Origin of the sequence: Variovorax ginsengisoli, from assembly GCF_030486595.1 — a bacterium.
GTDB lineage: Bacteria > Pseudomonadota > Gammaproteobacteria > Burkholderiales > Burkholderiaceae_C > Variovorax > Variovorax ginsengisoli_B.
Genome location: NZ_JAUJZH010000032.1, coordinates 34,373 through 51,524 on the forward strand (window position 1 = coordinate 34,373; position 17,152 = coordinate 51,524).

16 protein-coding genes and 1 tRNA gene are annotated in these 17,152 nt (G+C 69.5%); 8 read left to right on the plus strand and 9 right to left on the minus strand.

Annotation, left to right across the window (positions count from 1 at the left end; all coding sequences use genetic code 11):
• Positions 1–28 precede the first annotated feature (28 nt).
• Positions 29–706 carry a DsbA family oxidoreductase gene (locus QZH52_RS31590; RefSeq protein ID WP_301815036.1) on the plus strand — a complete coding sequence of 226 codons (678 nt, stop codon included), beginning with the start codon at positions 29–31 and terminating at the stop codon, positions 704–706.
• A 24-nt stretch (positions 707–730) separates the two neighbouring features.
• On the opposite strand, the gene QZH52_RS31595 is transcribed toward QZH52_RS31590, so the two are convergent.
• Positions 731–1,594 carry a LysR family transcriptional regulator gene (locus tag QZH52_RS31595; RefSeq protein ID WP_286532523.1) on the minus strand — a complete coding sequence of 288 codons (864 nt, stop codon included), beginning with the start codon at positions 1,592–1,594 and terminating at the stop codon, positions 731–733.
• A gap of 66 nt (positions 1,595–1,660) precedes the next feature.
• On the opposite strand from QZH52_RS31595, the gene QZH52_RS31600 reads away from it, so the two are divergent.
• The 5 genes from QZH52_RS31600 (at position 1,661) to QZH52_RS31620 (ending at position 6,747) form a co-directional block, all read left to right on the plus strand.
• Positions 1,661–2,866 (plus strand): YbfB/YjiJ family MFS transporter, encoded by a 1,206-nt coding sequence (locus QZH52_RS31600; RefSeq protein ID WP_301815039.1) that lies wholly within the window; start codon positions 1,661–1,663, stop codon positions 2,864–2,866.
• An 11-nt stretch (positions 2,867–2,877) separates the two neighbouring features.
• Entirely contained in the window at positions 2,878–3,474 is a 597-nt protein-coding gene (locus tag QZH52_RS31605) for a carboxymuconolactone decarboxylase family protein (protein ID WP_301815041.1), read from the plus strand.
• A 118-nt stretch (positions 3,475–3,592) separates the two neighbouring features.
• Complete coding sequence (locus QZH52_RS31610) at positions 3,593–5,320, plus strand: ABC transporter permease (RefSeq protein WP_301815042.1); 1,728 nt, start codon at positions 3,593–3,595, stop codon at positions 5,318–5,320.
• Between the two features lie 23 nt (positions 5,321–5,343).
• Positions 5,344–6,660, plus strand: coding sequence for an ABC transporter ATP-binding protein (locus QZH52_RS31615; protein ID WP_301815043.1), 1,317 nt, complete (start codon positions 5,344–5,346; stop codon positions 6,658–6,660).
• A gap of 11 nt (positions 6,661–6,671) precedes the next feature.
• Positions 6,672–6,747 (plus strand) — tRNA-Gly (locus QZH52_RS31620).
• A gap of 102 nt (positions 6,748–6,849) precedes the next feature.
• On the opposite strand, the gene QZH52_RS31625 is transcribed toward QZH52_RS31620, so the two are convergent.
• Complete coding sequence (locus QZH52_RS31625) at positions 6,850–7,527, minus strand: TetR/AcrR family transcriptional regulator (protein WP_301815044.1); 678 nt, start codon at positions 7,525–7,527, stop codon at positions 6,850–6,852.
• 42 nt (positions 7,528–7,569) lie between these two features.
• Here QZH52_RS31625 and QZH52_RS31630 point away from each other — a divergent pair, with 42 nt between their 5' ends.
• Positions 7,570–8,679, plus strand: coding sequence for a DUF2855 family protein (locus QZH52_RS31630; protein ID WP_301815045.1), 1,110 nt, complete (start codon positions 7,570–7,572; stop codon positions 8,677–8,679).
• Between the two features lie 12 nt (positions 8,680–8,691).
• On the opposite strand, the gene QZH52_RS31635 is transcribed toward QZH52_RS31630, so the two are convergent.
• The gene (locus tag QZH52_RS31635) at positions 8,692–9,321 is read right to left on the minus strand and encodes a flavin reductase family protein (protein WP_301815046.1); all 630 of its coding nucleotides are present in this window, start codon (positions 9,319–9,321) and stop codon (positions 8,692–8,694) included.
• A gap of 99 nt (positions 9,322–9,420) precedes the next feature.
• Between QZH52_RS31635 and QZH52_RS31640 the strand changes: the two genes are divergently transcribed.
• On the plus strand, positions 9,421–10,308 hold the full coding sequence (locus tag QZH52_RS31640) for a DUF3014 domain-containing protein (RefSeq protein WP_301815047.1): 888 nt from the start codon (positions 9,421–9,423) through the stop codon (positions 10,306–10,308).
• Positions 10,309–10,312: 4 nt separating this feature from the next.
• Here QZH52_RS31640 and QZH52_RS31645 read toward each other — a convergent pair whose 3' ends face one another.
• The 6 genes from QZH52_RS31645 to gcvT all read right to left on the minus strand — a co-directional run bounded on the left by QZH52_RS31645 (position 10,313) and on the right by gcvT (position 17,134).
• Complete coding sequence (locus QZH52_RS31645) at positions 10,313–11,590, minus strand: RNA polymerase sigma factor (RefSeq protein ID WP_301815048.1); 1,278 nt, start codon at positions 11,588–11,590, stop codon at positions 10,313–10,315.
• Between the two features lie 11 nt (positions 11,591–11,601).
• Complete coding sequence (locus QZH52_RS31650; protein ID WP_286524597.1) at positions 11,602–12,033, minus strand: YciI family protein; 432 nt, start codon at positions 12,031–12,033, stop codon at positions 11,602–11,604.
• Positions 12,034–12,055: 22 nt separating this feature from the next.
• Positions 12,056–12,478: a YciI family protein gene (locus QZH52_RS31655; protein WP_301815050.1), complete on the minus strand. Its 423-nt coding sequence runs from the start codon at positions 12,476–12,478 to the stop codon at positions 12,056–12,058.
• A 116-nt stretch (positions 12,479–12,594) separates the two neighbouring features.
• The gene (gcvP, locus tag QZH52_RS31660) at positions 12,595–15,504 is read right to left on the minus strand and encodes an aminomethyl-transferring glycine dehydrogenase (RefSeq protein ID WP_301815051.1); all 2,910 of its coding nucleotides are present in this window, start codon (positions 15,502–15,504) and stop codon (positions 12,595–12,597) included.
• A 28-nt stretch (positions 15,505–15,532) separates the two neighbouring features.
• A complete protein-coding gene (gene gcvH, locus QZH52_RS31665; RefSeq protein WP_286524594.1) occupies positions 15,533–15,910 on the minus strand; it encodes a glycine cleavage system protein GcvH in 378 nt (125 codons plus the stop codon).
• Positions 15,911–15,973: 63 nt separating this feature from the next.
• Positions 15,974–17,134: a glycine cleavage system aminomethyltransferase GcvT gene (gene gcvT / locus QZH52_RS31670; protein WP_301815054.1), complete on the minus strand. Its 1,161-nt coding sequence runs from the start codon at positions 17,132–17,134 to the stop codon at positions 15,974–15,976.
• Positions 17,135–17,152: the final 18 nt, after the last annotated feature.

Below are 17,152 nucleotides of genomic sequence, written 5' to 3' on the forward strand. Positions count from 1 at the left end.
AAGCGTTGCCGGCCCCATCATCGCAACCATGCCTACCACCCGACTCCACATCGATTTCGTGTCCGACGTCTCGTGCCCCTGGTGCGCCGTCGGGCTTGGCGCGCTCGAAGCCGCGCTGCGCAACGTCGCCCCCGAGGTCACCGCCGAACTGCGCTTCCAGCCTTTCGAGCTGAATCCGCAGATGCCGCCCGAAGGCCAGGACACCTTCGAGCACCTGAACCAGAAGTACGGGTCGAGCCGGGAGCAGCAGGCCCAGGCCCGTGCCGCGATCCGTGCCCGCGGCGCCGACGTCGGTTTTGCCTTCAGCGAGGGCGGGCGCCCGCGCATCTACAACACCTTCGATGCCCACCGGCTGCTGCACTGGGCGGAGCTGGAAGACCTGGCCAAACAGGCGGCGCTCAAGAAGGCGCTGCTCAAAGCGTGCCACACCGATGGCGAGAATCCGTCCGACCCCGAGGTGCTGGTGCGCCTGGCCACCGAATCGGGGCTCGATCCGGAGCGCGCACGGAGCATCCTGGCGAGCGACGAATACGCCGCCGAGACCCGCGAGCGCGAGCGGCTCTACACCGATGCGGGCATCCATTCGGTGCCGGCGATCATCATCGACAACAAGCACCTGATCTCCGGCGGCCAGCCGGTCGAAGTGTTCGAGCGCGCGTTGCGGCAGATCGCGGGCGCCGAGCCGGCCCGCACGGCCGAAGCCTGAGGCCTGCAGCCCTGCAAGCGCGCGTCAGGGCTTCTGCAGCATCTCGATGAGCCGGGCCAGCGCCACCGATGGCGTGCCCTGCCAGACCAGGTGCGTGCGGTTGCCGCGGATGCGCTCCGGCAGCGGGTGCTGGCGGACATCGGCGGTGGCGCGCAGCGCCTTCAGCACCGACACCGGCACGATCGCGAAGCCGGTGCCGGCGGCGACGCAGGCGATCATCGCCTGGTAGGAAGAAAACTCCAGCGAGCGCGAGGCCGAGACGCCGCCCTTGACCAGCCATTGCTCGAGCAAGCGGCGGTACGAGCAGCCCGGCGCGAAGGCGATCAGGGTCGCATCGGCCAGGTCGCCGGCGCGGCTCACGGCGGCCACGCTGCGCGCCGTGATGAGCACCAGTTCTTCGTCGAACACCGGCATCGATTCGAGCTCCGGCGCGGCAAAGGGCTCGGACACGAACGCGGCCTCCAGCTCGAAGGCCCTGACCCGCTTGAGCAATGCGCCCGTGGTGCCGGTCGCCAGCTCGACCACCACCCCCGGATAGAGCCTGTGGAAACGTGACAGCACCGGCGCCAGCCGGCTGCCCGCCGTGCTTTCGAGCGAGCCGAGCCTGAAGGTGCCGAAGGGGAGGTCGCTGCGCAATTCGCTTTCGGCCTCGTCGGCCAGGCGCAGCAGGCGCTCGGCATAGGGCAGCAGCTTGTGGCCGGCCGGTGCCAGCGCGAGCGAGCGGCCCTGTCGATGGAACAGCTTCTGCCCCAGGCGCTCCTCCAGCTGCTGGATGCGGGTCGTGACGTTGGACTGCACGCGGTTGAGCTTGTCGGCGGCCCGGATCACGCCGCCTTCGGCCACGACGGTGCGGAAGATCTCCAGGGAGTCGAGGTCGATGGTTCTCATAAAAAGAATGAATATTCAGAATAATTCATTTGTCGAATGAGGCGATTTTGCGTCCAATCTGGAGCCATGTCGAACCCTTCCATCGCCCTCGGCCGGCCCTCCTTGTTCGCAGTCTGCGGCGCTGGCCTGCTGGCGCTGGCGATCGCGATGGGCATCGGCCGCTTCGCCTTCACCCCGATGCTGCCGCTGATGATCCGCGCCGGCAGCGCCGACGTCGGCGCCGGCGGCTGGCTGGCGGCGGCCAACTATGCGGGCTACCTGCTCGGTGCGCTCACGGCGGCGCGGCTGCCGCTGTCGCCGCAACGCACGGGCCTGCTGTCGCTGGCCGTGATCGTCGGGTCGACGGCGGCGATGGGGCTGGTCGATTCGCTCGCGGCCTGGCTGCTGCTGCGCGGCATCGCCGGCGTCGCCAGCGCCTGGGCGCTGGTAAGCACCAGCGTCTGGTGCCTGTCGTGGCTGGCGCGCCTGGGCCGGCCGAACGGCGCCGGCATGGTCTATGCGGGTGTCGGGGCCGGCATCGCGCTGGCGGGGCTGTACTGCTGGCGTGCCGGCGCGGCCGACATTGCGCCCGATCGCCTGTGGCTGCATCTCGGCCTGCTGGCACTCGTCGGATCGATCATCGTGGCGGCGCTGATGCCTCGCGAGGCCGGCCCCCTGGCCGTGGCGGCCGCTGCGCCGGGCACCGGACCCGCAAGCGCAGCGCCGGGCGATTCGCAGTGGGACCTGGTCATCTGCTACGGCATGCTCGGCTTCGGCTACATCCTGCCGGCCACTTTCCTGCCGGTGCTGGCGCGGGCGGTGGTCGACAACCCTGCGGTGTTCGGTGCCGCCTGGCCGGTCTTCGGCGCCGCGGCCGCGTTGTCGACGCTGTTGGCGGGCGCTCTGCTGTCGGGCCTGTCGCGCCGCCATGTGCTGGCGGGCAGCCATCTGCTGATGGCGCTGGGTTGCCTGCTGCCGGTGCTGCACCTGTCCGCGGGCACGGTGCTCGCGGCGGCGCTGCTGGTGGGCGGGACCTTCATGGTCGCCACCATGGCGGGCATCCAGGCGGCGCGGGCCGGCGCCACGGGCGATCCCGCGCGAGCGCTCGGACGCATGACGGCGTCCTTCGCGATCGGCCAGATGGCCGGGCCGGTGCTGTCCTCCGCCCTGAGCGGCGGCGCAGCGGGCTTCGGTGGCCTCTTCATCGCACTGGCGACGGGCGCCGTCACCTTGCTGGCCAGTGCCGCATGGCTGTTGCGCGCGCCGCGCAGCGCCCGACCCTCACCGAACTGAAAGGACTCCGCATGCTCATCCCTCAAGGCCACACCGAACCCTGGGCCGAGCGCCTGCCACTGCCTGCCGCCGAAGCCATGACAGAGGCCCAGCGCGCGGCCGCGCAAGCGCTGATCGACGGGCCGCGCAAGGCCGTCTTCGGCCCCTTCGTTCCCTTGCTGCAAAGCCCGGTGCTGATGGAGCGCATCGGCAGCCTGGGCGAGTACCTGCGCTTCGACAGCGCGCTCGATGCGCGCGTGCGCGAGCTGGTGATCTGCGCGGTCGCGCGTCATGTCGGCAACCAGTTCGAATGGGTGCTGCATGCGGGCGCGGCGGTCAAGGCCGGGGTCGATGCGGGCGCGGTCGAGGCGCTTCGCCTGGGCCGCCGCGCGGCACCGCTGGCCGAGGATGAGCAGCTGGGCCTCGACTTCGCCCTCGAGCTGCTGCGGCACCATGGCGTCAGCGAGCCGACCTACGCAGCGGCCGAGGCCCGCTTCGGCAAGGCGGCGGTGGTCGAGCTGTCGGCCCTGGTCGGGTACTTCGCGATGGTCTGCTGGATCATGAACGCGGCCCACACGCCGGTGCAGGGTGCCGAGGGCCAGCCGGGGCTGCAGGCCTTTCCGCTGTAGCTTTTCCGCTGCACCGCGAGGCGGGGCGCGAGCGGTCAGGCTGGGGTCCGTTGGCGAAGGCACAATGGCGCCGCGCCGCGGACCGGGTCCGTGAACCGAACCCCTTCCGCCTCCGCTCATGCTCGACAAACGCTTTTTTCCGCGCCAGGCCGTCGCGTCCGGCGGCAACCGCTGGGATTGGGCGCTGCTGCCACTGGTGCTGGCCACGCTGTTCGCGCTGGCCTACGGCGGCGCCCAGATGGCACGGCCCTACGAGCTCGGCCAGCCGCTGCCGATCAGCCTCGACCCGTGGCAGCTGCCGTACTACCTGCTGCGCACCACGCTGCGCATGTTCCTGGCGCTCGGGGCCTCGCTGCTGTTCAGCTGCGCCTTCGCGGTGCTCGCGACCCGCTATCGCGCGGCGGAAAAGGTGCTGGTGCCGATGCTCGACATCCTGCAGTCGATCCCGATCCTCGGCTTCCTGTCGATCACGGTGACCGGCTTCATCGCGCTGTTCCCGGGCAACCTGCTGGGGGTCGAGTGCGCGGCGATCTTCGCCATCTTCACGTCGCAGGCCTGGAACATGGCCTTCAGCCTCTACCAGTCGCTGCGCACCGTGCCGTCCGAGCTGCGCGAGGCCGCCTCGGTGTTCCAGCTCTCGGCCTGGCACCGCTTCTGGCGGCTCGAGCTCCCGTTCGCGATGCCCGGCTTGCTGTGGAACATGATGATGTCGATGTCGGGCGGCTGGTTCTTCGTGGTCGCCTCGGAGGCGATCTCGGTGTCCAACCAGAGCATCATGCTGCCGGGCGTGGGCTCCTACATCGCGATGGCGATCCAGGCCCGCGACCTCGGCGCCATCGGCTGGGCCATCGGCGGCATGCTGATCGGGATCACGCTCTACGACCAGCTCTTCTTCCGGCCGCTGATCGCCTGGGCCGACAAGTTCCGTTTCGAGGAGGGCAGCAGCGAAGACGCGCCGCGCTCCTGGCTGCTGACCTGGCTGCGACGCACCGAACGCATCCGCCAAGGCATCGGCGCCGCGGCGCGGGTGCTCGAACGCTCGCTGCTGCTGTTCCGGCGCGACCACGACGGCACCTCGATCAAGGCCCGGCCGAGCACGCCGAACCCGGCCGTCGGCCGTGCCTGGGACGCGGTGCTGGCCGCTGCGGTGCTGCTCGCCGTGGTCTGGCTGGTGCGCTTCATCCACGCCGAGGTCGGATGGTCCGAGGTGGCCCACGTGTTCGTGCTCGGGCTCTACACCATGATCCGCGTGGTGGTGCTGATCGCGCTGGCGGCGCTGGTGTGGGTGCCGATCGGCATCTGGATCGGCATGAATCCGCGCTGGGCCGGACGGCTGCAGGGCGTGGCGCAGTTCATGGCCGCCTTCCCGGCCAACCTGATGTTCCCGGTGGCGGTGCTGTTCATCGTGCGCTGGCAGCTGAACCCCAACATCTGGCTGGCGCCGCTGATGGTGCTGGGCACGCAGTGGTACCTGCTGTTCAACGTGATCGCGGGCGCCTCCACCGTGCCGACCGAGCTGCGCTATGCGGCCAGCAACCTCGGGCTCACGGGTTGGCTCAAATGGCGGCGCTACCTGCTGCCGGCGGTGTTCCCGAGCTTCGTCACCGGCGCCATCACGGCCAGCGGCGGCTCCTGGAACGCCAGCATCGTGGCCGAGTACGTCACCTGGGGCGACACCACGCTGCAGGCGGCGGGCCTGGGCAGCTACATCGCCCACATGACGGCCATCGGCGACTTCCCGCGCATCGCGCTGGGTATCGGCGTGATGTGCGTGTTCGTCATGGGCATGAACCACTTCGTCTGGCGCCGGCTCTATGAACTGGCCGAGAACCGGATGCATTTCTGATGACCAACGCGCGAGGAGGGCCCATGGCCGAAGCCATCGTTGAACTCAAGGGCGTGGGCAAGTCCTTTCGCTCGGCCGACGGCGCCGCGCGATCGGTGCTCGAAGGCGTCGACTTCCGCCTGGCGGAGGGCGAGATCGTGGCGCTGCTGGGCCAGTCGGGCTCGGGCAAGTCGACCCTGCTGCGAATCCTCGCGGGCCTGATCGGCGCCGATGCCGGCAGCGTGCGCTACCGTGGCCAGCCGCTCTACGGGCCGGCGCGCGGCATCGCGATGGTGTTCCAGTCGTTCGCGCTCTTTCCCTGGCTCACGGTGCAGCAGAACGTCGAGCTCGGGCTCGAGGCGCGCGGTGTCGCGCCGGCCGAACGCGCCCGGCGCGCCAATGCGGCGATCGAGCTCATCGGCCTCGCGGGTTTCGAGGGCGCCCTGCCGCGCGAGTTGTCGGGCGGCATGCGCCAGCGGGTGGGCATCGCGCGGGCGCTGGTGATCGAGCCCGAGGTGCTGCTCATGGACGAGGCCTTCTCGGCCCTCGACGTGCTCACGGGCGAGCGCCTGCGCGACGACATCCTGCGCTTGTGGAGCGGGGGCGAGATGCCGACCAAGGCGATGCTGATCGTCTCCCACAACATCGAGGAAGCGGTGCTGATGGCCGACCGGGTGCTGATCTTCGCCGCCGACCCGGGCCGCGTGCGCGCCGAGCTGCCGATCCGGCTGGCACGGCCCCGCGACGTCGACAGCCTCGAAGTGAGGGCGCTGATCGACGAGGCCTACGCGCTGATGACGGCCAGTGCGCCGGTGGCCGGCCGCGCAACCGAGGAGCCGGTGCGCATGCACCTGGGCGACCGGCTGCCCGATGCCGACATCGGCCGCATGGAAGCCCTGCTCGAAATGCTGGTGGAAGACGGCCGCGAAGGCCGTGCCGACCTGCCGCAGCTGGCCGAAGAGGCCGAGCTCACCGACCACGACCTGCTGCCGCTGGCGCAGGCGCTGGCGCTGCTGGGTTTCGCGCAACTGGCGGATGGCGACCTGCACTTGACCGAACTGGGCCGCCACTACGTCGCGGGTGCGCACACGCTGCGTCAGCAGCTGCTGGGCCAGCAGCTGCTGGCCCACGTGCCGCTCGCGGCCCACATCCGCCACAGCCTGGAGCAGGCGCCCGCGGGCGAATTGCCGCAGGAGCCTTTCCTCGATCTGCTGGAAGAAAGCCTGGACCGCGCGACCGCCGAACGGGTGCTGCGGACCGCGATCGAATGGGGCCGCTACGGCGAGGTGTTCGAGTTCGATCTGCGGACCGGACAAATTCATTTGCCGGCTGGTGAAGAACAGGAAAAAAATGCTCTATAATCGAAGGCTTCGCGGGAGTAGCTCAGTTGGTAGAGCGCAACCTTGCCAAGGTTGAGGTCGAGAGTTCGAGACTCTTCTCCCGCTCCAGATTTTGAGAATTTTGGATACGCGAAGCATCACAGCCGGTTCAACCGGTTTGTTCGATGCAGAAGCCACCCGACGGGTGGCTTTTTTTTCGTCTGGCGAACGTCAGCTCCGCTGCGCGGCCACGCTGCGCCACGCGATCTCGTCCATCTCGGCGACCCACGCCGCATCGTCGGGCGTGCCGCTGCCCAAGCCCCGCAGAAGGCGATAGCGCCGCCCGCCCCAGGCGGCGGTCAAGAGGGCGTGGACCGTCGCGTCCGTGGGCGGATCGGGCAACCCGCAGGCGGCGAAGGCCTGCAGCCAGCGGGTCGCCAGTTCGTCGTACACGCGCAGGTGATGCTTGGGCTCGGCCACGCGGTGTTCGAGCAGCAGCATGCCGTGATCGAAGGCCGGCAGGCCGTCGAGCCGGCTGTCGCAAGTGATGCGCACCAGTCGCGCGATGCGCTCGCGCGCAGCCAGTGCGGCCGCGGGCGGCGCGACGACGTCGGCGTCGAGCCGCGCCAGCAGGGCTTCGACGCAGTGGCGCACGTAGCCGGAGAGCAGCGCCTCCTTGTCTGGGAAGTAGTCGTACAGCGTGCCGACCGCGATGCCGGTTTCGAGGGCCACGGCGCGGGTCGTCACGCCATCCCAGCCCTCGGCCTCCCAAATCCGAACAAAGGCGTCGTAGATGGCCTGCACGGTGAACTTGCCGCGGGCCTGCGTCGGGCGTTTCAGGGGCTTGGAGCTAGGTGCGGCGGCCGGCGCCTTTTTTCCGAACCCGCGGCTGGAGGGAGGGCGATACATTTTTCGGCAAGGGGATCGGCCCCGAATCACCTGAGGCCAGACATGAACGACGCTTTCACTTTAACCCGTCTCGAAACCCGCAAGGACGCGCTCGGCACCACCCGCCTGCGCAGCGCTCCGGACGCCGGCACGCTGGCGCCCGGCGAGGTGCTGCTGCGCATCGACCGCTTCTCGCTCACCACCAACAACATCACCTATGCGGCCTTCGGCGACGCCATGATGAAGTACTGGTCGTTCTTTCCGACCGGTGACGAGGCCTGGGGCCACATGCCGGCCTGGGGCTTTGCCGACGTGGTGGCCTCGACGGTCGAAGGCGTCGCGGTCGGCGAACGCTTCTACGGCTACTTCCCGATCGCCAGCCACCTGCGCATGTCGCCGGTGCGCGTGACCGAGCGCGGCTTCTACGACGGCGCGCCGCACCGCGGCGAGCTGGTCTCCGCCTACAACCAGTACATGCGCTGCAGCCATGATGCCGGCTACGACCCGGCGCTCGAGGACTACCAGATGCTGGTGCGGCCGCTGTTCATCACCTCGTTCATGCTGGCGGATTTTCTCGAGGACAACGCCTTCTTCGGCGCCCGGCAGGTGGTCGTGTCCAGCGCCTCGAGCAAGACCGCCTACGGCACGGCCTTCTGTCTGCGCCGGCGCGACGGGCGCAGCCTGGTCGCGCTGACCTCGGAGCGCAACCGCGGCTTCGTCGAGAACCTCGGCTGCTACGACCAGGTGCTTTCGTATGCCGGCGCGGTGCGGCTGCCCGCCGAGGTGCCGACGCTCTATGTCGACTTCGCCGGCGACGACGACCTGCGCGCCACGGTCCACCACCATTTCGGTGCGGCCCTGGTCTACGACTGCTATGCGGGCTCGGCGCAGAAGACCGCCTTCCTGGCCGAGTCGCCATTGCCGGGCCCGAAACCCTTGCTCTACTTCGCGCCGGTGCAGATCCGCAAGCGCAACGCCGACTGGGGCCCCCAGGAAGTGAACCGGCGCTTCAACGAGGCGCAGGGCCGTTTCATCGCCGAGCTGAGCCGGCCGGGAAATCGCTGGATGACGCTGGCACAGAGCCAGGGCTTCGAGGCCGCGCAGCAGGTGATCGCCGACCTGCACGGGGGCCGCGTCGACCCGCGCACCGCGCACGTGGTGAGGCTGCGCTGAGTCGCGACACGCCTACATCTCGTCGATCTGCGTGCTGCGCGTCTGCTCCTGCGCCGCCAGCGAGTAGCGCTCGCGCGTCTTCACGTAGAAGCTGGCCCCGAAGCGGCCGACCGGAAAGTAGTTCTGCAGCCGGACGCGCCAGGCGTCGGTGTCGATCAGCTCGTCGCGCGCGTGCATCCAGCGCACCTGGCCGATGAAGATCTGCCGGCTCTCGGTCTCCAGCGTCTCCCAGAGCGTGCACTCGAACGCCACCGGGGCCTCGGCGATGCGCGGCGGCTTCACGGCCCGGCTCGGCAGCGGCGTGAAGCCCACCACATCGAGTTCGCTCACGTGCGGCGGATGGCGGTCGCCGCAGCGGTGCATCTGCTCGGCGATGTCCTCGTCGGCCAGGTGGACCACGAACTCGCCGGTGCGCACGATGTTGGCGGCCGTGTCCTTGAGCGCGTTGTCCTGCAGCCGGTTGACGCTGATCATCACGATTGGCGGCTCCTCGCCGAGCATGTTGAACATGCTGAAGGGCGCGGCGTTGACGACGCCGTCGGCGCCGAGGGTGGTGACCAGGGCGATCGGGCGTGGCACGATCAGGCTCGCCATGAGCTTGTAGCGCTGGTATTCGGTGAGAGCGGAAAAGTCGATGTCCATTCGGATTCCTTGACGGTCACAGGGCGTTACGGCACGAGGCGCCGGCGTGGTTTCCAATGGACCGCATGCAACGCCCGTGATTCAAAGGAGGATTCGACCATGCCCGAAAGGGACCCAGCAGATTTCAGGCCAGCGCGCGAGTCCTCGGTCTGGACCTTGGTCGTCGTCGTGGTGGTGATTCTCGCCGCTGCCTTCGGCTGGTGGCGATGGTCCCTGCAGAAGGAGCCGCCGCCGGCGCCGTCTGCCGCCAGCGCACCGCCCCCGCCCGACCGGCCCGCCGATGCGCCAGCCCCGGCCCCGGTCGCGACCGGCCCGCAGAACCTGGTCGATGCCCTGGCCCAGCCCGATGCGGCACTGCCGGCCCTGAACGACGCCGACGGCCGCGTCGCTGCGGCGCTCAACGAGCTGCTGGGCAAGAAGGCGGTGGCCTCCTTCCTCGACACCAGCGGCTTCGTGCGCCACTTCGTCGCCACCGTCGACAACCTGCCGCGCGCACAGGCCTCGTCGCGCATGTGGCCGACCCAGCGCGCGCCCAAGGCCTTCGAGGTCCAGGGCAACGGCGAGGTCAAGACCATCGGGATCGACAACGCCAGCCGCTACACGCCATTCGTGCTGTTCGCCGAATCGGTCGACAGCGCCCGGGCGGCGGCGCTCTATGCCCGGCTCTATCCGCTGTTCCAGCAGGCCTACGAAGAGCTGGGTTACCCGAACCGCTATTTCAACGACCGCCTCGTCGCCGTGATCGACCACCTGCTGCAAGCCCCGGAACCCCAGGGCCCGGTGCAGGTGAAGCTGACCGCAGTGAAGGGCGAGATGGCGGGCGGGCAGCCCTGGGTCAGCTACGAATTCGTCGATCCGAAGCTCGAATCGCTCTCGGCCGGCCAGAAGATGCTGGTGCGCATGGGTCCGGTCAACGAGCGCCGCATGAAGGCCAAGCTCAAGGAACTGCGGGCCCAGGTCGCGACCGGGGCGGTGGCGAAGAAGTAGCGCTTCAGCCGTCCGCGGCGCTCCGCGCGCGCGCCAGCAGCAGCTTGCGCTCGCGCGCGTTGCGCGTGAGTTCAGCGGCCCGCTTGAACTCCTCGCAGGCCTCGGCATGTCGGCCCAGCCTGGCCAGCAGGTCGCCGCGCACGCTCGGCAGCAGGTGGTAGCCCTGCAGCTGCGGCGCCGATCGCAGCGCGTCGACGTGCTCGAGCCCGACCGCCGGACCGAAGGCCATCGACAGCGCGACTGCCCGGTTCAGTTCGACGATCGGCGACGGCGCGAGCTGGGCCAATGCCTCGTAGAGCGCCGCGATGCGAGGCCAATCGGTCTGCGCTGCCTCCTGCGCGCGGGCGTGGCAGGCGGCGATGGCGGCCTGCAGGGCGTAGGGGCCGAGCGCGCCGCCGAGCTGCTCCGCCCGCGCCAGCGCCGCCAGGCCGCGACCGATCAGCAGCCGATCCCAGCGGGCGCGATTCTGCGCCAGCAGCAGCACCGGTTCGCCATCGGCATCGACCCGCGCGGCGGCCCGCGAGGCCTGGATCTCCATCAGCGCGACCAGGCCATGCACCTCCGGCGCGTCGGGCATCAGTTCGGCCAGGATGCGCCCCAGGCGCAAGGCTTCGTCGCACAGCGCGGGCCGCATCCAGTCCTCGCCGGCGGTGGCTGCGTAGCCTTCGTTGAACACCAGGTAGATGACTTCGAGCACCGAGGACAGGCGGGCGCCGAGCTCTGGCCCGCGCGGCGCCTCGAAGGGCACGCGGGCGGCGGCCAGCGTCCGCTTGGCGCGCACGATGCGCTGTGCGATCGTGGATTCGGGCACCAGGAAGGAGCGCGCGATCTCGTCGGTGGTGAGCCCGCCCAGCAGGCGCAGGGTCAGGGCGACCCGGGCTTCCGGCGACAGCACCGGATGGCAGGCCGTGAACACCAGCCGCAGCAGGTCGTCGCCGACCTGGTCGTCGAGGGCGGCGTCGACCGCGTCGGCGAAGTCCGCGGCGGCGATGGCGTGCCTGGCATCGATCTCGCGGGCGATCTCGCCTTCCTTGTGGGCGTGCAGCGTGCGCTTGCGCAGGAGGTCGATCGCGCGGTGCTTGGCGGCCGCCGTCAGCCAGGCGGCGGGATTCTCGGGGATGCCTTCGCGCGGCCATTGCTCGAGGGCCGCGAGCAGCGCGTCCTGCGCCAGTTCCTCGGCCAGGCCGACGTCGCGCACCTGGCGCGCCAGCGCGCCGATGATGCGGGCCGACTCGATGCGCCAGACGGCGTTGATCGTGCGGTGCGTCTCGGTCGCGTCCATGCGCCGTCGTCTCAATCGCGGGCCGCGGCGCGTTCGCGCAGATGCGCTTCCTGCTCGCGGATCTCGGGCGCGAACTCGGCACCGAAGTCTTCCGCCTCGTAGACCTGGCGCAGCTCCAGCGCGACCTTGCCGTGGCCGTCGATCGGCGGCCAGCGCTTGACCCATTCGAGCGCTTCCTCGCGCGATCCGACCTGGATCAGGGTGAAGCCGGCAACCAGTTCCTTGGTCTCGGCGAAGGGCCCGTCGACCACCGTCGGCTTGCCGCCTGCGAACTGGATGCGGGCGCCGCCGCTGGCACTGGGCTTGAGGCCCATGCCGTCGAGCATCACGCCGGCATCGATCATCGCCTTGTTGTAGGCCATCATGTCGCTGACCAGTTGTGCGGTCGGCATGGCGCCGGCCTCGGTCTCGGCGTCGGCCTTGCGGATGATCATGAACTTCATGGTCGTGCCTCCATCGGTGCGTTCAAGGCCGCTTCGAGCGGGCCGCGTCGAACACCCGCTTTTCCTGCTCGCGCAGCTCGGGCGTGAGCGCGGCGCCGAAATCGTCCATCTCGAACACCTGGCGCAGCTCGAGTTCGACGCCATCGTCGAAGGGAGCGCGGCGCAGCCATTCGAGTGCTTCCTCTTTCGATCGCACCTGCCAGAGCCAGAAGCCGGCGATCAGCTCCTTGGTCTCGCTGAAGGGGCCGTCGATGACGGTGCGCTCCTTGCCGGAGAAGCGCATGCGCGCGCCCTTCGAGCTCGGGTGCAGGCCTTCGCCGGCGAGCAGCACGCCGGCCTTGACCAGCGCCTCGTTGTAGTTGCCCATGTCGGTCAGCAGCTGCTGGCTCGGCATCACGCCGGCTTCGGATTCCTTGCTGGCCTTGACGATCACCATGAATCGCATGTCCTTGCTCCTTCGGTTGCGAGGCCGGCGGGCTGCCGGGCTCTCCAGGACGTCGAAGCAGCGGAGGCGAAATCGACAGCCCGCAGGCCGTCGATTGAAAAAATATGTATCTCGCCTCAGCCGTTGGCGTAGGCGTCCACCGGCACGCAGCTGCAGAACAGGTTGCGATCGCCGTGGACGTTGTCGACCCGCCCGATCGGCGGCCAGTACTTGGTCTGCCGGAGGCTGGCCAGCGGGAAGGCGCCGAGCTCGCGCGAGTAGGGGCGCGTCCATTCGCTGCCGAGCAGGCTGGCCGCGGTGTGCGGGGCGTTGCGCAGCGGGTTGTCCTCCTTCGGCCAGATGCCTTCCTCGATGCGGCGGATCTCGCCCCGGATCGCGATCATGGCGTCGATGAAGCGGTCGAGCTCGGCCAGCGGTTCGCTTTCGGTCGGCTCGACCATCAGCGTGCCGGGCACCGGGAAGCTCAAGGTCGGCGCATGGAAGCCGTAGTCGATCAGCCGCTTGGCGACATCCTCGGCGCTGACGCCGCTGGCGTCCTTGAGCGGACGCAGGTCGAGGATGCACTCGTGCGCCACGTGGCCATTGGGGCTCGCGTAGAGGGTCGGGAAGTGGTCCTTGAGCCGGGCGCTGATGTAGTTGGCGCTCAGGATCGCGGTCTCGGTCGCGGCCTGCAGGCCCTTGGCGCCCATCATGCGGCAATACATCCAGCTGATCGGCAGCACCGCGGCATTGCCCAGCGGCGCCGCCGACACCGCGCCGACCGCGCCGTTGGACGCCAGTCCGCCGGTCGCATGCCCGGGCAGGTAGGGCACCAGGTCCTCGACCACGCAGACCGGGCCGACACCCGGCCCGCCGCCGCCGTGCGGGATGCAGAAAGTCTTGTGCAGGTTCAGGTGGCTCACGTCGCCGCCGAACTCGCCCGGCGCCGCCACGCCGACCAGCGCATTCATGTTGGCGCCGTCGACATAGACCCGGCCGCCGTGCGCGTGCACGATCTCGCAGAGCTCCTTGACGCGGGTCTCGAAGACGCCGTGGGTGCTGGGGTAGGTGATCATCACGGCGGCCAGCGTGTCGCGATGCTGCTCGCAGGCGCGCGCCAGGTCGTCGATGTCGACATTGCCTTCGGCGTCGCAGCCGGTCACCACCACCTTCATGCCCACCATGTGGGCGCTGGCCGGATTGGTGCCGTGGGCGGAAGACGGGATCAGGCAGACGTTGCGGTGCGCTTCGCCCCGGGCCTCGTGGAAGGCCTTGATCGCGAGCAGGCCCGCGTACTCGCCCTGCGATCCGGCGTTGGGCTGCAGGCTGATGCCCGCATAGCCGGTCGCCTCGCAGAGCCAGGCGCGCAGCTGGGCATCGAGCTGCGCATAGCCCAGCAGCTGGTCGGCCGGCGCGAACGGATGGATGTTCGCGAACTCGGGCCAGGTGATCGGGATCATCTCGCTGGTCGCGTTGAGCTTCATGGTGCAGCTGCCGAGCGGGATCATGCTGCGGTCGAGCGCCAGGTCCTTGTCGCTCAGGCTGCGGATGTAGCGCAGCATCGCGGTCTCGCTCTTGTGGGTGTTGAACACCGGATGCGCCAGGAAGCCGCTCGTGCGGCGCAGGCCCTCGGGAATGCGGATGCTCACCGTGGCGGCGATGGCGTCGAAGTCGGGTCCGCGCGTGCCTTCGGTCGCGAACAGGCCCCACAGCATCTCGACGTCGGCGCGCGTGGTGGTCTCGTCGAGCGACAGGCCCAGATGCTGCTGCAGGCGACAGCGCAGGTTGACGCCCGCCGCCTCGGCGCGTTCGTGGATGGCCTGGGTGTCCTCGCCGGTGCGGATGGTGAGCGAATCGAAGGCGGTGTCGTTGACCAGTTCGCGGCCCATCTGCTCCAGGCCCTGTGCGAGCACCGCCGTCAGCAGGCTCACCCGCTGCGCGATGCGGCGCAGCCCTTCGGGTCCGTGGTAGACCGCGTACATGCTGGCGACCACCGCCGGCAGCACCTGCGCGGTGCAGATGTTCGAGGTCGCCTTCTCGCGCCGGATGTGCTGCTCGCGCGTCTGCAGCGCGAGCCGATAGGCCGGCTGGCCGTGGGCGTCGACGCTGACGCCGACCAGCCGGCCGGGCAGCGAGCGCTTGAACTCGTCGCGGCAGGCCAGGTAGGCCGCATGCGGGCCGCCGTTGCACATCGGCATGCCGAAGCGCTGGGTGGTGCCGCAGACGATGTCGGCGTCCCACTCGCCGGGCGGCGCCAGCAGGGTCAGGGCCAGCAGGTCGGCGGCGACGCAGAAGGCCGCCTGGCACTGGTGGGCGTGGCCTGCCAGCGGACGCAGGTCGTGCACGTGGCCGGTGGTGGAAGGGTATTGCGCCAGGGCGCCGAAGAAGCCGCCGCTGGCCATCAGCAGCGGCAGCGGCTCGGTGGCGGTGCTGACCTTGACCACGATGCCGAGCGGCGCTGCCCGGGTGCGCAGCACCTCGATGGTCTGGGGATGGCAGTCGCCCGAGACCAGGAACACGTTGCTCTTGCTCTTGACGCTGCGCCGCGCCAGCGTCATCGCCTCGGCCGCGGCGGTGGCCTCGTCGAGCATCGAGGCGTTGGCGATCGCCATGCCCGTCAGGTCGCAGACCATGGTCTGGAAATTGACCAGCGCCTCCATGCGGCCCTGCGAGATCTCGGCCTGGTAGGGCGTGTAGGCGGTGTACCAGGCGGGGTTCTCGAGTACGTTGCGCAGGATCACGCCCGGCGTGTGGGTGCCGTAGTAGCCCTGGCCGATGAAGCTCTTCGCCACCTTGTTCTTCGCCGCGATCGCCTTGAGTTCGGCCAGCGCGTCGGCCTCGGTGATCGGCGCCGGCAGCCGCATTGGCCGGCTGCGGCGGATCGCCGGGGGCACGATGCCGTCGATCAGTTCGGCGCGCGTGGTCGAGCCGATGGCCGCGAGCATCGCCGGTTCGTCTTCGGCCTCGATGCCGATGTGGCGGGCGATGAATTCTTCGGCGTTCTGCAGTTCGCGCAGCGAGGGATGGAAAGGCACGGGCGTCGGCATGGAGGGCTCGGGTGGTGGGGCGTGTGAATCAGTTGTCGGCGGAGAACTTCTCGTAGGCGGTTTCGTCGAGCAGGGGCTCGAGCTGGGCCGGCTCGCTCACCCGCACCTTGAAGAACCAGCCTCCGTCCATCGGCGCACTGTTGGCCAGCGAGGGATCGGCGCGCAGGTCTTCGTTGACTTCGATGATTTCGCCGGAGACCGGCATGAAGACGTCGGCGGCGGCCTTGACCGATTCGACGACACCCGCGACCTCGCCCTGGGCAAATTTCTTGCCGACTTCGGGCAGGTCGACGAAGACCACGTCGCCGAGCGCGTCTTGTGCATGCACCGTGATGCCGACGGTGACCAGTGCCGCGTCGGCTTCCTGCCGCACCCACTCGTGGTCCTTGGTGTATTTGATGGTCATGGGGAAAACTCCTTGGAAAAAAGGCTGGCTTGGAGAAATTGGGGAAATTGGAGAAGAGGGGCGTCAGCCGCGGTAGTACCGGGCCGGCACGAAGGGCAGCGTGCTGACTTCCATCGGCACCGGCTTGCCCCGCACCATGGCCTGCAGCCGGGTGCCCGGTTCGGCATAGGCCAGCGCGACGTAGCCCATGGCGACCGGCCGGTCGACGCTGGGGCCCAGCAGGCCGCTGGTGACCTGGCCGATGGGCAGGCCCTCGAAGGATTCCAGCACCGTGCCCTCGCGCACCGGCACGCGCTCCAGCGCGACCAGGCCGACGCGCTGGCGCTTCAGCGTCTCGTGGTCGAGGTGGCCGGCGGTGCCGCTGGCGGCAGTGAGCTGGGCCAGCACCCTGGCCGACCCCGGAAAACCGCCTTCGCGTGCACCGCCGCTGCGCCGGACCTTCTGGATCGCCCAGCTCAGCGCCGCTTCGACCGGTGTCGTGCTTTCGTCGATGTCGTTGCCGTAGAGGCAGAGGCCGGCCTCGAGCCGCAGCGAATTGCGGGCTCCCAGGCCGATCGGCTGGACCTCGGGCTGGGCCAGCAGCAGCCGGGCCAGCGCTTCGGCGTCCTGGGCCGCGACCGAGATCTCGAAGCCATCTTCGCCGGTGTACCCGCTGCGCGTGGCGAAGGCCTCGATGCCGCCGATCCGGACCGGGCCGCCGGTCATGAAGACGAAGCGCTCGATGCCCGGCGACAGGCGCGCCAGCACGGCCGCGGCCTGCGGACCCTGGAGCGCGAGCAGCGCGTGGTCGGGCATCGGCTGCACCTGGCAGCGCTGGCCGATCCGGGCCTGGATGTGGGCGATGTCGGCGGCCTTGCAGGCGCCGTTGACGATCACGAACAGCGAGTCGTTGCCTTCGTTGAAGAACATCAGGTCGTCGAGGATGCCGCCCTGGTCGTTCAGCAGCAGGCCGTAGCGCTGCTTGCCCGGCGCCAGGCCGATCACGTCGACCGGCATCAGGCTCTCGAAGGCGGCGGCTGCATCGGGCCCCACCAGGCGCAACTGGCCCATGTGGGAGATGTCGAACAGGCCGGCGGCTGCGCGGGTGTGCTTGTGCTCGGCCATCAGACCGGCGGGGTATTGCACCGGCATGGTGTAGCCCGCGAAGGGCACCATGCGGGCGCCGAGCTCCAGGTGCAGGCCGTGGAGCGGGGTCTTCAGCAGTACGTCGGATGCGGCGGCCAAGGGCGGTTCTCCAAAGGG